Origin of the sequence: Methylobacterium sp. ARG-1, from assembly GCF_001262595.1 — a bacterium.
Lineage (GTDB): Bacteria > Pseudomonadota > Alphaproteobacteria > Rhizobiales > Beijerinckiaceae > Methylobacterium > Methylobacterium brachiatum.
On sequence record NZ_LHCD01000001.1, the window covers coordinates 197,437 to 210,205 of the forward strand.

Sequence of the window (12,769 nt, forward strand, 5' to 3'; positions counted from 1 at the left end):
GTTTATCCGGCCGCGCAAGGGCGATGTTGGGACTGCCGCGCGGTGATTTGGCCGCGCGGTGCCGGATCGGCCCGGATGCGTTGAACACGGGCAGCCGGAGGCGTGCATGTCCGAGACCCAGCTCCCGCAGATCACCCTGGTCCGCCACGGCGAGACGGCCTGGAGCCGGTCCGGCCAGCATACCGGGCGCAGCGACATCCCGTTGACGCCGGCCGGCGCGGACGCGGCCCGCGCCCTGGCGCCACGCTTGGCGGCACGGACCTATGCGGGAGTCTGGTCGAGCCCGTCGAGCCGGGCGGCGACCACCTGTGCCCTTACCGGCTTCGGCACGGGTCGCGTGATCGAGCCGGACCTGGCCGAATGGGATTACGGCGCCTACGAAGGGCGGACCACCAAGGACATCCTCACCGAGCGCCCGGGCTGGCGCCTGTTCCGGGACGGCTGCCCCGGCGGCGAGAATGCTGCCGATGTCGGCGCCCGGGCGGACCGGGTCATCGCCCGGATCCGCGCCCTGGACGCGGACCTGATCCTGTTCTCCAGCGCGCATGTCCTGCGCGTGCTCGCCGCCCGCTGGATCGGCCTGCCGCCGGAGGGCGGCGCGCTGCTGGTGCTCGGCACCGCGAGCGTCAGCGTGCTGGGCTACGAGCATGACCGGAGCGAGCCGGTCCTGCGCGGCTGGAACGGCTGACCCCTGCCCCTACCGCAGCCAGTACCCGTCCGGCGCCAGCGGGGCCGGCATCGGCTCGCCGAGGGCGTGTTGGACGATGCGGTCGACGGCACGGACCATCGCGTCCAGGGGCAGGTCGTTCGGCTCGGTGCCGAACGGCTCTTCCAGCTCGTCTCCAAGGGCATCGAGGCCGAAGAACGTGTAGCCGACCAGCGCCACCACCACGGGCGTCGCCCAGCCGAGCGAGCCGGTGAGTCCCACCGGCAGGAGCAGGCAGTAGAGCCAGGCGGTGCGGTAAACGAGCAGCGTGTAGGCGAAAGGCAGCGGCGTGTTGGCGATCCGCTCGCAAGCGGTGTGAACGCCGGACAGCGCCTCGATCCGCGCCTCGATGAGGCCGAACTGGATATCGGTGAGGCGCCCGCTGCGCATCAGCCCGGCGAGATCGCGGGTCAGGGCGGCCAAGACCGAATCGGTGGGATTGGGACCGCAGAGATCCGATCCGGGGGCCTTGCCGTCCACCGCCAGGGCCTCGTTGAGGCCGCGCAGGCGCGCGTGCAGGCCGTGCGCGAAGGCCGAGAGACGGCGCAGCTGCGGCGCTGCCTCGGCGGGCGGCAGCAGGGCCGGCAGGAGGCGGGCCAGGTTGCGCACCTCGCCGATCAGGCTGCCCCAGACCTTCCGGGCCTCCCACCAGCGCTCGTAGCAGGCATTGTTGCGGAAGCTCAGGAAGATCGACAGGGCGAGGCCGACCAGCGTGAACGGCGCGACCCCCGCGGTCACCGGGAAGAAAGCCGGCCAGCGCGCCTCTGCCCAGACCACCAGGCAGGCGACTGCGACGATGCCGACGAGCTTCCAGGCCACGCGCGGCAGGATCGAGCCCTGCATGGTGAACAGCAGGGTGAACAGGTTGGGCCGGGTGCGGACGATCATCGGGCCATCGGGTCTGGGACGGGCCCTCCCTGCCCTGCCCCTCGCGCCCCGACAAGGGTGGGCCCGGACACGAGACCGTGCGGGTGCCGCGTCATGTGCCGGAGCCCGTGCGACGGCAGCCCGTTCGCCAGCGATGACAAGCTTATCGGTGTCGGATTGCGGTTCTTGTGACCGCTGACCGAGCTCGCGATGCGATGCCTGCCGGAGCAGCCACGGCGTGACTCCGATGAACTGCAGGCGAGGTCGGATCCGGAGGGGGCAACCCAGAGCCGCCGACCGTGCAGGACCCTGATCCCGCTGCGGTTGCAGCTTCCGGATTCCGCTCCCCCGGAATCCGGGAGCGCGGGCGATTGTCTCGCGAGGGGCGAGAAGAACCCCGCCCCCATCCGTCTTCCAATGCGCTCTGCCGGCTGCGGCCTCCTAAGCCGCAGCGTTCCGGATGACCTCCGGCGTGGCGCTCGTCTCGAGCCGCTTCAGCTCCGTGAGCATGCGGACCGAAAGCGGCGACCAGCAGGCCGGACGCTTGTGCACGAAGGCGCTGCGGGCGCGGTGATAGGGCGCGTCCGGCTGGTGGAAGTTCCGGTACATCTGCGTCAGCTCGTGCCGGCGATAGGCATCGAGCGGCCGGCGGTCCTCGTCCTCCTGGCGCTGCAGGCGCTTGCGGTCGGTGAGCGCGGCATGCCGCTCCGCCTGCGCGGCGGCGAAGGCCTGGACGGCCCGGGCGAACTGATCGGCATCGCCCGAGATGGCCTCGTCGGCCAGCCCGATCTCGGCGGCCCGCCGGCCGCTGATCGGCAGGCACGCCTCGGTCAACTGGACGGCGCGCTCCCAGCCGACCCGGCGAGGCAGCAGGTAGGTCCAGTATTCCGAGCCGTAGAGCCAGCCCATGTTGCGGTAATGCGGGTTGAGCACCACGCCCTGCCGGACCAGCACGAAGTCCGCGGCCAGCGGCAGGATCGCGCCGCCGGCGCCGGCATTGCGGCCGAGCGCGGCGACGACGACCGTGTCGGTCGCGGTGATGATCTCGCGCACCAGATCGTCCATGGCGACGATGTTGGCCCAGGATTCCGCCGCCGGGTCGGCGCTGGCCTCGATCTCGTTGAGATGGATGCCGTTCGAGAACAGGTCGTCACCGCCCTCCAGCACGGTGACCTTGGCGGAGCTCTCCGCGGCCTGGCGGAACGCCGCCTGGAGCCGACGGCACTGCACCGTGCTCATCGCGCCGTTGTGGAAGTCGAAGTGGAGGTGGACGATGTCGCCCCTGCGCTCCAGCCTCACCTCCTCGACCGGATTGGGATGCGCGAGGGCCGCCGGGACGGCGACGGGCAGGTCGGCCGGGATCCGGTCGCCCAGCGTGTCCACGGCGCTGCGCTTGATCCCACCGCCGCCCTCCAGCTTCGGCTTCAGGCGGCCGATCCAGACCGCGCCGTCGACCGTCGCGCGGCAGATCGCGCCGCTCTCCGACCGGGCGATCACCGCGCCGGGGGCGCCGCGCAGTTCGGGCTCCGCGCAGGCGGCATGGAGATAGACTGGCAGGCCGTAGACCTCGTCGAGCACGCCGGGCACGCCGTCGGCTGCGTGGATCCGGGCGAGGATGTCGACCGTCTCGCACCGGCTCCAGTCGATCCGGCGATCCGCCTGCTTCATCGACGGCCGCAGGCGCCCGCGCGCGGTCGGGGCGGCGTAGTCGAGCGGCCTGGGCCGGAAGCCCGGCGTCTGGAAATTGGCGAGGGCCTCCCACAGGCAGGAGATTGCAGCGTCGATCGCCTCACGCCGATAGACGCTGCTCTTGGGCGCCTGGCGCAGCGGGAAGTTGCGCGTCGCCCAGATCGGGCCGGCATCCATCTCGGCTTCCGCCTGCAGCAGGGTCACGCCCCACTGGGCCCATTTCTCCTGGATCGCCCAATCGAGTGCGGAGGCGCCGCGATCGCCCTCGATGCCCGGATGCACGATCAGCGTCAGATGCTCGCGCCAGATCCGCTCGGGGATCGCGCGGGTCAGGAACGGGGCGATCGTCAGGTCCGGGCGGAACGCGGCGAACGCATCTGCGAGGCGCTGCTCGTCGCCGCCGTAGATCTCGACCGAGACCTCGTATCCGGCATCGGACAATTCGACGAAAAATCGCTGCGTCATGCTGTTGAACGCAGACGAAACCAGGAGGACGCGCATCACGGGTATCCAAGACATCGAAAGATGATTCGAGTCCCGTCTCGGATTTCCTCCCCGTAAACGTCAAATTTCAAGACGATTATCTTATGTATTTTTGTATTTATAGTATGGATCCGGAGATAAGCGACCAAATATTACTATCTGTTTCAGGTGAAACTGAGTCGTTTAGCTTCGGAATGGCAACATTATGCTTGGGTTGGATTGGGGGCAAGTCGCAAATCCGGCGCTGCTGCCAGTGGACTCGCATCCCTGGGCATCCGGCAAGGGGCCGGAGTGCCGACGCCTGCTTACGGTTGTTGGTGTGGGGGCTTGTGCCCGCGCGGCGCGAAAATCTTCGGCTCGCACGCGATCGGAGCCGCGTCGTCGGTCGATGCGCCGGTCGGACGCTCAGTCCGCGTCCCAGAGCCAGGCTGCCCCGCGCACGCCCGAGGCATCGCCGTGCAGGCTCGCGCGCACCGGCGTGTCGAAGGCGTCGGAGAAGACATGGGGGGCGATCGCTGCGGGCAGGCCGGCGATCAGCTCGGGGATCCGCGACAGGCCGCCGCCGATCACGATCACGTCCGGATCGAGCAGGTTGACCACCTGGGCGGCTGCGCGGCCGAGGCGGTCGAGATGGGTCGCGAGCGTGTCGCGCGCCGGCGCGTCGCCGTCACGCGCGGCCGCCACGATGGCCTCGGCTGTGAGGCCGCCGCCGTGCCGCCTGGCGTGGTCGGCCGCCAGGCCCGGGCCGGACAGCCAGGTCTCGATGCAGCCCCGGCGGCCGCAATAGCACGCGGGTCCGGGCTGCTCGTCGGCCCGGGGCGCGGCCAGGGGGCCATGGCCCCATTCCCCCGCGATCGCATTGCGGCCGGTGAGCACGCGGCCGTCGATGGCGATGCCGGATCCGACGCCGGTGCCCAGGATTACCGCCCAGACCACGCGCGCGCCGGCGCCGGCGCCGTCGACCGCTTCCGAGACCGCCAGGCAATTGGCGTCGTTCTCGATCCGCACCGGCCGGTCGAGCCGCTGCGCGAGGTCGATCCCGAAGGGGTGGCCGTTGAGCCAGTGAGAATTGGCGTTGCGCACGAGGCCCGTGGCGGGCGACAGGCTGCCCGGCATGCCGATGCCGATGCTGCACGGCGCGCCGGCCTCGGATTCCAGGTGGGCCACCAGGGTGGCCAGGGCCTCGATGGTGTCGCGATAGACGCCGCGCGGCGCCGGCATCCGGGCCTCGGCCAGGGTCGCGCCGCGCGAATCCAGCACGATCCCGGCGATCTTGGTGCCGCCGAGATCGATGCCCAGGCGCGCCCGCCCGGTGGGCGCGGCCATCACTCCGCTGCGGCGACCTTCGTGACCTTGCCGTCGGTGCCCATCGGCTCCGGCGACCGGTCGGCGATGTCGGTGCCGATCGAGACCGGATGGGCCATGACCTCGTTGAGCTTGACCATGTCGAGCTCGCCCTCCCAGCGGCTGACCACCACGCAGGCGACGCCGTTGCCGACGAGGTTGGTGAGCGCGCGGCACTCGGACATGAACTTGTCGATGCCGAGCACCAGGGTCATGGCCGCGACCGGGACCGGGCTGTTCGGGATCGCCGAGAGCGTGGCTGCCAGGGTGATGAAGCCGGCGCCGGTGACGCCCGAGGCGCCCTTCGAGGTCAGCATCGCCACCAGGATGATCGTCGCGTATTGCGCGAAGGTCAGGTCCGCACCCACCGCCTGCGCCAGGAACAGCGTGGCGAGCGTCATGTAGATGTTGGTGCCGTCGAGGTTGAACGAGTAGCCGGTCGGGACCACGAGGCCGACCACCGAATCCGAGGCGCCGAGCCGGCGCATCTTGGTCATCAGCTGCGGCAGCACCGTCTCGGAGGACGACGTGCCGACCACGATCAACAACTCGTCCTTGATGTAGGCGAGGAAGCGGAAGATCGAGAAGCCCGCGACCTTGGCGATCGAGCCCAGCACCACAATCACGAACAGGATCGCGGTGACGTAGAAGGTGCCGACCAGCCAGGCGAGGTCGTAGACCTTCTGGATGCCGTACTCGCCGATCGTGAACGCCATCGCGCCGAAGGCGCCCACGGGGGCGAGCTTCACCACGATGCCGATGATCTTGAAGAAGATCTGCCCGGCGGTGTCGATCGCGCTGTTCACTGCGGCGGCGCGCTCGCCGAGGCTCGTCACGACGACGCCGGTGAGGATCGAGATCAGCAGCACCTGCAGCAGGTCGCCGGTGGCGAAGGGATCGAAGAAGCTCTTCGGGATGATCGCCAGGATGTGGGCGACGGTGGAATCGGCCGCCGCCTTGTTGGCGTAGCTCGCGACCTTGCTGGCGTCGAGCTTCGACGGGTCGGCGTTGAAGCCGGCGCCGGGCTTGATCACTTCGCCGACCAGCACGCCGATCAGCAGCGCCAGCGTGGAGACCACCTCGAAATAGACCAACGCCTTCACGCCGACGCGCCCGACCTTCTTGAGGTCGCCGACCGACGCGATGCCGTGCACGATGGTGCAGAAGATGATCGGCGCGATCATCATCTTGATCAGGCCGATGAAGGCATCGCCGAGCCACTTCATCGCCTTGCCGGTGGCCGGGTCGTACCAGCCGAGCAGCACACCGAGCACGATGGCGATCAGGACCTGGATATAGAGGACCTTGTACCAGGGCTCGCGGGGGGCGCCGGGCGCGGTCGTCGCGTGGGTTGCGTGTGCCATATCCATCCCGTGCACGGTTGCCGTGCATCCTCCCAATGTGCCGGCACGCTAGCGATAATCGCCTTCCGCCTCAACGGCGGCCCGGTCGTCACCGGCGAACCAAGTGTGACAAAAGCCTGTCTATCCCCGGCTGAAAGTCTTCTCGCGTGGGTTATTTGTCGGCGTTGCGTTCGGTGCGCCTTGCGGACTGAAAACCGGATGTCCGTCTTTGTCGCATCAGGCATGCTGCATCGTCCCCACCCGCCTCGAGGCGCCGGGGGCATGGCCCAGAAAGACACAGCACGAGGAACGCGGGACGCCGCGGGAGCACTTTTCCGCCCCCGCCGGGCAAAGTGCCCCCGACCTCACGCCCGCATCCAAACCGAGCGGCCCCCGGACAGAGCGCTGCGCGATCGCCCCCGAGGCATCGAAGGATAGGCGACGGCTACGAGTACAAAATAGGAATTTTTTCAAGGGGTGGGACATGCCATCCGAGATTGCGGGGCCTCCTGATACGTCCGATACAGGTTCTCTCGAAGGGATGGCCGGCGCCTTCCGTCATTGCGAGCGCAGCGAAGCAACCCAGGGACGCGTTACCTACGGGAATCGCGCGCCGCACTGGGTTGCTTCGCGGCGCTCGCAATGACGGCGCGGGGCGAGCGGGGCCGTCCCAAATAGCGCCTCTGGCCTGGTCCAGGGCCACAAGGCGGAACGCGTCCGGTGCAGAAGCTCGCCCTCCTCGGCCTCGGCGCGATGGGGCTTCCCATCGCCCGCAACCTCGCGGCCAAGCGCGCCGACTCCGAGACCCTGGTGGCGATGGATGCCGACCCGGCGCGCCTTGCCGGGCTCGACGGGCCGGGCCTCGTCGCGACGGCGGATCCCGCCGCCCTTGACGGTGCGGAGGTGCTGTTCCTGTGCCTGCCGAACGGCGACGTAGTCGAGGCGGCCCTGTTCGGCGGGGATCGCCTGGCCGAGCGGCTGGCGCCGGGGGCGATCGTGGTGGATCTCAGCACCATCGCGCATGCCAAGGCGCTCGCCATCGGCCGCACCCTGGCCGCGACCGGGCGGCTTTTCGTCGATGCCCCAGTCTCCGGGGCGCCGGCGGGGGCCGACGCCGGGACGCTCACGGTGATGTGCGGCGGCGACGCGGAGACCGTTGCGGCGGTCCGACCGCTGCTGGAGCGGATCGGCACCAGCGTCCTGCATATGGGGCCGGTGGGCTCCGGCCAGCTCACCAAGACGATCAACAACGTGCTCTACGACATCAACATCGCGGCGCTCGCCGAGGTGCTTCCGATGGCGGTGGCCATGGGCCTCGATCCGGACCAGGTCGCGCAGGTGGTCACCACGGGGACGAGCCGGAGCTACGCCTCTCAGTACTTTGTGCCGCGCATCCTTCGGGGCCGCTTCGACGAGGGTTATCCGATGGGTGCGGCCTACAAGGATCTCGTCGCCGCGGCGGCGATCTCGGCCGAGCACGGCTTCCCGATGCCGGTCACGGCGGCGGCCACCGCGACCTACCAGACCGCCCTGCGCCAGGGCCACGGCGACCGGGACAAGGGCGCGATGGTGCTGCCGTTCGAGGGCCTGCTCGGGGTGAAGGTTCGCTCCGGCGAGTGAGCGCCGCGTCTGCAATCCGAACGACGCGTCAATCCACCGCCGGCGCGTGCAGCTCCGCGTCGGTGAAGCGGGCCTGCTCCTCCATCACGAGCTGGCCCAGCTCGCGCTTGATCGCGTTGAAATCGGCGCTGGCCGGGTCGCGGGGGCGGGGAAGCGATACGGTGACGTCGCGCTTGATGCGCCCGGGCCGGTAGGTCATCACCAGGATGCGGTCGGCCAGGTAGATCGCCTCCTCGATCGAGTGGGTCACGAACACGATCGTCTTGCGGTAATCCGCCCAGATCCGGAGCAGCTCGTCCTGCAGCGTGCGCCGCGTCAGGGCGTCGAGCGCCCCGAACGGCTCGTCCATCAGCATCACCGGCGGGTCGAGGGCGAGGATGCGGGCGATGGCCACGCGCTGGCGCATGCCGCCCGAGAGATCCTTCGGGTAGCGCGTGCGGAAATCCGACAGGCCGAGCGTCGCGGTGATCCGGTCGACCGTCTCGTTGGCCTGAGCGCGGGGCACGCCCTTGATGTCGAGGCCGAAGCGGACATTGTCCTCGACGCTCATCCACGGGAACAGGGCGTATTCCTGGAACACCATGCCCCGGTCCGGCCCGGGATCGACCACCGGCTTGCCGCCCACCGTGATCGTGCCCGAGGTGAGCGGGCTGAAGCCCGCCATCGCGTTGAGCAGGGTAGACTTGCCGCAGCCCGAGGGCCCGAGCAGGCACAGGAACTGTCCCTCCGGCACCGTCGCCGAGATGTCCTGAAGGGCGGCGACGCCCGAGGCGCCGCTGCCGAACACCTTGACGGCGTTCGCGACCACGATCTCTGCCGACATCGTCCGGGTTACCGCTCCAGGCCGCGATGCCAGCGCAGCAGGTGATCGTTGAGGCGGCTCATCGCCCCGTCGATGATCAGGCCGAGGATTCCGATCGTCAGCATGCCGCCGATGATCTTGTCCGACCACATATATTCCCGGGCCTCGAGGATCCGGTAGCCGAGCCCGTCCGAGACCGCGATCATCTCGGCGACGATCACCACGATGAAGGCGGTGCCGATGCCGATCCGCATGCCGGCGAGCACGAACGGGCTCGCGGCCGGCAGGATCACCCGGCGGAACATCGTCCAGGAGCCGGCGCCGAGGTTGCGAGCGGCGCGGATGTAGATCGAATCGACCTGCCGCACCCCCGCGATGGTGTTGACCAGGACCGGGAAGAAGGTGCCCAGCGCGATCAGGAACAGGGCCGGCGGGTTGCCGAGCCCGAACCACACGATGGCCAGCGGGATGTAGGCGATCGGCGGGATCGGGCGCAGGACCTGGAGCAGCGGGTTGAACAAGCCGTAGAGCCCGTCATTGGTGCCGAGCACCAGGCCGATCGGCACCGCGAGCCCGGCGCCGATCAGGAAGCCGGACACGACCCGGGACAGGCTGGAGACCGCGTCATGCGGCATCTCGCCGGAGAACAGCCAGGACAGGTAGCTCTCCTGGCCGGGATCGTACGGCAAGGCCGGCAGGAGCCCGGACCACCACTTCACCGCCACCGCGCTCGGCGGCGGCAGCACCACGGCCGAGACGAGGCCGGTGCGGCTCGCCAGCTCCCACAGGATCAGCAGCGCGACCGGGATCAGGACGCCGCGAAGGTCGCGCAGGGCCATCGGATCACTCGACCTTCAGGTCGGCCTTGGCCTTCTCGAGCAGGTCGAGCTTGACCCACTCGGCATCGCTCTTGGGCGGGTTCTGCATCTTACCCAGCCCGTACTTGACCATGTAGTCGGTGGTCACCTGCATGTGGCCGGCGGGCATGGCGTAGGTGTAGCTCGCGTTGGCCATGCCGTCGCGAAAATCCTGGCTCGTGAGCTGGCCCTTGAACACCTGCTCGCGGACGTATTTCTCGGCGAGTGCCGGGTCGTCGATGAACGCCTTGGTAGCGGCCACGAACAGGCGCAGCACCTTGGCGGCCACTTCCGGCCGCTCATTGTACATCTTCTCGGTCATCACCAACGGCCGCACCGGCTTGCCGATCGGGGTGTCGTAGGGCTTGACCAGCTCGACGCCCCAGCCGGCGCTGATCGCCTGGGTCGATTGCGGCTCCGACTGGCAGATCACGTCGACGTATTTCTGCCCGAGCGCCTGGTTCAGGTCGGCGTAATTGTTGAAGTAGGTCAGCTGAACGTCCTTACCGGGACGCTCCGACCAGGTGAGGCCGTGCTTGTCGAGCTCGGCCAGCAGCATCAGGTCCTGGGTGCCGCCGCGGACCGTGGCGACCTTGAGGCCCTTCAGTTCGGCCGCGCTCTTGGCCGGCAGGTCCGGCCGCTTGAGGATGCGCACGCCGCCATCAGCGAAGCCCGCGACCACCAGCAGCTTCACGCCGTTGCCGCGCGCGGCCACGGCGCCGTCGCCCCCCGAGGCCGCGATGTCGATCTGGTCCACGGCCATCGCCGGATAGATGTCGGCGCCCTTGGCGAACTGGCGCTCGTCGATCTTCAGGCCGAATTTCGGGGCGATCTCCTTCATGTAGGAGATGGCGCCGTAATGGGCGAATTTCAGGTTGCCGAGCCGGACGACGTCCTCGGCCCGCACCGTCCCGCCGAGGGCGACCAGCATTGCGCCGGCCGCGATCAGGCCCTTCATCATGGATGTCTCCCCCGACCGGACGGCGTGAGCCGTCTCGCAGCGCGGCCTTCGTGATGGGCCGTTCAGCGCAGTATAACGAATACAGCCGGAGAAGTAATCCGCCTCCCTGTGCACTACTCCGCCGGTTCCGTCGCCGGCACCGTCCCGCGCCCGACCCGGATCGGCAGGACCGGGGCATCGGCGCGCTGGAGAACCTCGAGCGCCGCGTCGGCCTCGCGCTGACGGTCCCAGAGCGCCGCGTAGATGCCGCCGGCCTCCAGCAGCTCGGCATGGGTGCCGCGCTCGGCGATGCGGCCGTGGTCGAGCACCAAGATCGCGTCGGCATTGACCACCGTGGACAGCCGGTGGGCGATCACCAGGGTGGTGCGGCCGCGGCTGACCCGGTCGAGGGCCGACTGGATCTCGGCCTCGGTGAAGGAATCGAGCGCCGAGGTCGCCTCGTCGAGCACCAGGATCGGCGGCGCCTTGAGGATGGTCCGCGCGATGGCGACCCGCTGCTTCTCGCCGCCCGACAGCTTCAGGCCGCGCTCGCCCACCGGCGTGTCGTAGCCCTCCGGAAGGCCGGAGACGAAGCGGTCGATCTGGGCGAGCTGGGCCGCCTCGCGCAGCTCCGCGTCGGTGGCGTCGGCCCGGCCGTAGCGGATGTTGTAGCCGATCGTGTCGTTGAACAGCACCGTGTCCTGCGGGACCATGCCAATCGCGGCGCGCAGCGATTCCTGGGTCACCGCGGCGATGTCCTGGCCGTCGATGCTGATCCGGCCGCCCTGCGGCTCGTAGAACCGGAACAGCAGCCGCGACAGGGTCGATTTGCCGGCGCCCGAAGGGCCGACCACCGCCACCGTCTGGCCGGCCTGGATTTCGAACGAGACGCCGCGCAGGATCGGCCGCTCCGGGGTGTAGGCGAAGCGCACGTCCTCGAACCGCACCGTGCCGCCCGCGACCTTGAGCGGCGCGGCGCCGGGCCTGTCGGCGATCTCCGGGTTCTGCCCGAGGATGCGGAACATGTCGTCGATGTCGATGAGCGCCTGTTTGATCTCGCGGTAGATCATGCCCATGAAGTTCAGCGGCATGGACAGCTGCACCAGCAGGGTGTTGGCCAGCACGAAGCCGCCGATCGTCGTGCGCCCGGCCAGGATGTCCCGGGCGGCGAGCCACATCACGATCGTCATCCCGATGGTGAAGATCACCGCCTGGCCGGCATTGAGCACGGCGAGCGACACGTAGGTCTGGGTCGAGGCCTTCTCGTACTTCGCCATCGACACGTCGTAGCGGGCGGCCTCGCGCGCCTCCGCGCCGAAGTATTTGACGGTCTCGTAATTGAGCAGCGAGTCGACCGCCTTGGTGTTGGCGTCGGTGTCCGAGGCGTTCATCCGGCGGCGGATGGCGATCCGCCACTCGGTCGCCTTGTAGGTGAAGGCGAGATAGGCTGCGACCGTGAGGAACGCGACCAGCGCGTAGCGCCAGTCGAACTCGTAGGCCAGCACACCGAGCACCAGCACGAACTCGACGATGGTCGGCACCAGGGTCAGCACCATCAGGCGCGACAATTCCTCGATGCCGGCGCGGCCGCGCTCGAGCACCCGGGTGAGGCCGCCGGTCTTGCGCTCGAGGTGAAAGCGCAGGGACAGGCGGTGCATGTGCTCGAAGGTCTTGAGCGCCAGGCGGCGCACCGCGTGCATCGCCACCTTGGCGAACAGCCCGTCGCGCACCTGGGTCAGCGCCGACATGGCGATCCGCGACAGGCCGTAGAGCGCGAGCAGCAGCATCGGGGCGGCGAACAGCCCCGTCGGCAATGGGGCATCCTTGCCGCCGATTGCGGCGACCAGCGCGTCGGTGACCCACTTGAAGGTGAACGGCGTCACCATGGTGACGAGCTTGGCCGCGAGCAGCAGCCCGAAGGCCAGGAACACCCTGCGCTGCAAGTCCGGCCGACCGTGCGGCCAGAGATGCGGCCACAGGCGCCGGTAGGTGGCGATCAGCCCGGGGCGCTCAGCCGGGGGCGTAGGCCCGGCCGGAGGCACGGTATCGTCGGTCATGCGGAATTCTGTGCGGGAGGAACGATCGTCTCCCCGCATATAGGCCCGTGGGACGGTCGAG

General features: G+C 69.2%; 10 protein-coding genes. 2 read left to right on the forward strand and 8 right to left on the reverse strand.

The genetic code is table 11. From position 1 onward, the window contains the following. The first annotated feature begins 106 nt into the window (after positions 1-106). On the forward strand, positions 107-688 hold the full coding sequence (locus AKJ13_RS00935) for a histidine phosphatase family protein (protein WP_050731712.1): 582 nt from the start codon (positions 107-109) through the stop codon (positions 686-688). A gap of 9 nt (positions 689-697) precedes the next feature. On the opposite strand, the gene AKJ13_RS00940 is transcribed toward AKJ13_RS00935, so the two are convergent. The 4 genes from AKJ13_RS00940 to AKJ13_RS00955 form a co-directional block, all read right to left on the reverse strand. Beyond that, positions 698-1,594, reverse strand: coding sequence for a bestrophin family protein (locus AKJ13_RS00940; RefSeq protein WP_050731713.1), 897 nt, complete (start codon positions 1,592-1,594; stop codon positions 698-700). 420 nt (positions 1,595-2,014) lie between these two features. After that, positions 2,015-3,763, reverse strand: a complete 1,749-nt coding sequence (locus AKJ13_RS00945) for an enoyl-CoA hydratase-related protein (RefSeq protein ID WP_050731714.1) — start codon at positions 3,761-3,763, stop codon at positions 2,015-2,017. A gap of 387 nt (positions 3,764-4,150) precedes the next feature. Then, positions 4,151-5,071, reverse strand: coding sequence for an ROK family protein (locus tag AKJ13_RS00950; protein WP_050731715.1), 921 nt, complete (start codon positions 5,069-5,071; stop codon positions 4,151-4,153). Next, on the reverse strand, positions 5,071-6,453 hold the full coding sequence (locus tag AKJ13_RS00955) for a dicarboxylate/amino acid:cation symporter (protein ID WP_050731846.1): 1,383 nt from the start codon (positions 6,451-6,453) through the stop codon (positions 5,071-5,073). Before AKJ13_RS00955 ends, AKJ13_RS00950 begins: the two co-directional genes overlap by 1 nt. A 699-nt stretch (positions 6,454-7,152) precedes the next feature. Here AKJ13_RS00955 and AKJ13_RS00960 point away from each other — a divergent pair. Further along, positions 7,153-8,052 (forward strand): NAD(P)-dependent oxidoreductase, encoded by a 900-nt coding sequence (locus AKJ13_RS00960; protein WP_082316822.1) that lies wholly within the window; start codon positions 7,153-7,155, stop codon positions 8,050-8,052. A 28-nt stretch (positions 8,053-8,080) separates the two neighbouring features. Here the strand turns inward: AKJ13_RS00960 and AKJ13_RS00965 are convergent, their stop codons facing one another. The 4 genes from AKJ13_RS00965 to AKJ13_RS00980 form a co-directional block, all read right to left on the reverse strand. Further along, positions 8,081-8,875, reverse strand: a complete 795-nt coding sequence (locus tag AKJ13_RS00965) for an ABC transporter ATP-binding protein (protein WP_050731716.1) — start codon at positions 8,873-8,875, stop codon at positions 8,081-8,083. Between the two features lie 8 nt (positions 8,876-8,883). Beyond that, on the reverse strand, positions 8,884-9,693 hold the full coding sequence (locus tag AKJ13_RS00970) for an ABC transporter permease (protein WP_050731717.1): 810 nt from the start codon (positions 9,691-9,693) through the stop codon (positions 8,884-8,886). Positions 9,694-9,697: 4 nt separating this feature from the next. Next, on the reverse strand, positions 9,698-10,672 hold the full coding sequence (locus AKJ13_RS00975; protein WP_050731718.1) for an ABC transporter substrate-binding protein: 975 nt from the start codon (positions 10,670-10,672) through the stop codon (positions 9,698-9,700). 113 nt (positions 10,673-10,785) lie between these two features. After that, positions 10,786-12,708, reverse strand: a complete 1,923-nt coding sequence (locus AKJ13_RS00980) for an ABC transporter ATP-binding protein/permease (RefSeq protein ID WP_050731719.1) — start codon at positions 12,706-12,708, stop codon at positions 10,786-10,788. Between the last annotated feature and the right edge of the window lie 61 nt (positions 12,709-12,769).

Excerpts from the sequence above, each read along its gene's own strand:
- AKJ13_RS00955 (WP_050731846.1), bottom strand. The coding sequence starts at position 6,453 with ATGGCACACGCAACCCACGCGACGACCGCGCCCGGCGCCCCCCGCGAG.
- AKJ13_RS00970 (WP_050731717.1), bottom strand. The coding sequence starts at position 9,693 with ATGGCCCTGCGCGACCTTCGCGGCGTCCTGATCCCGGTCGCGCTGCTG.
- AKJ13_RS00935 (WP_050731712.1), top strand. The coding sequence starts at position 107 with ATGTCCGAGACCCAGCTCCCGCAGATCACCCTGGTCCGCCACGGCGAG.
- AKJ13_RS00940 (WP_050731713.1), bottom strand. The coding sequence starts at position 1,594 with ATGATCGTCCGCACCCGGCCCAACCTGTTCACCCTGCTGTTCACCATG.
- AKJ13_RS00945 (WP_050731714.1), bottom strand. The coding sequence starts at position 3,763 with ATGCGCGTCCTCCTGGTTTCGTCTGCGTTCAACAGCATGACGCAGCGA.
- AKJ13_RS00965 (WP_050731716.1), bottom strand. The coding sequence starts at position 8,875 with ATGTCGGCAGAGATCGTGGTCGCGAACGCCGTCAAGGTGTTCGGCAGC.
- AKJ13_RS00980 (WP_050731719.1), bottom strand. The coding sequence starts at position 12,708 with ATGACCGACGATACCGTGCCTCCGGCCGGGCCTACGCCCCCGGCTGAG.
- AKJ13_RS00975 (WP_050731718.1), bottom strand. The coding sequence starts at position 10,672 with ATGATGAAGGGCCTGATCGCGGCCGGCGCAATGCTGGTCGCCCTCGGC.
- AKJ13_RS00950 (WP_050731715.1), bottom strand. The coding sequence starts at position 5,071 with ATGGCCGCGCCCACCGGGCGGGCGCGCCTGGGCATCGATCTCGGCGGC.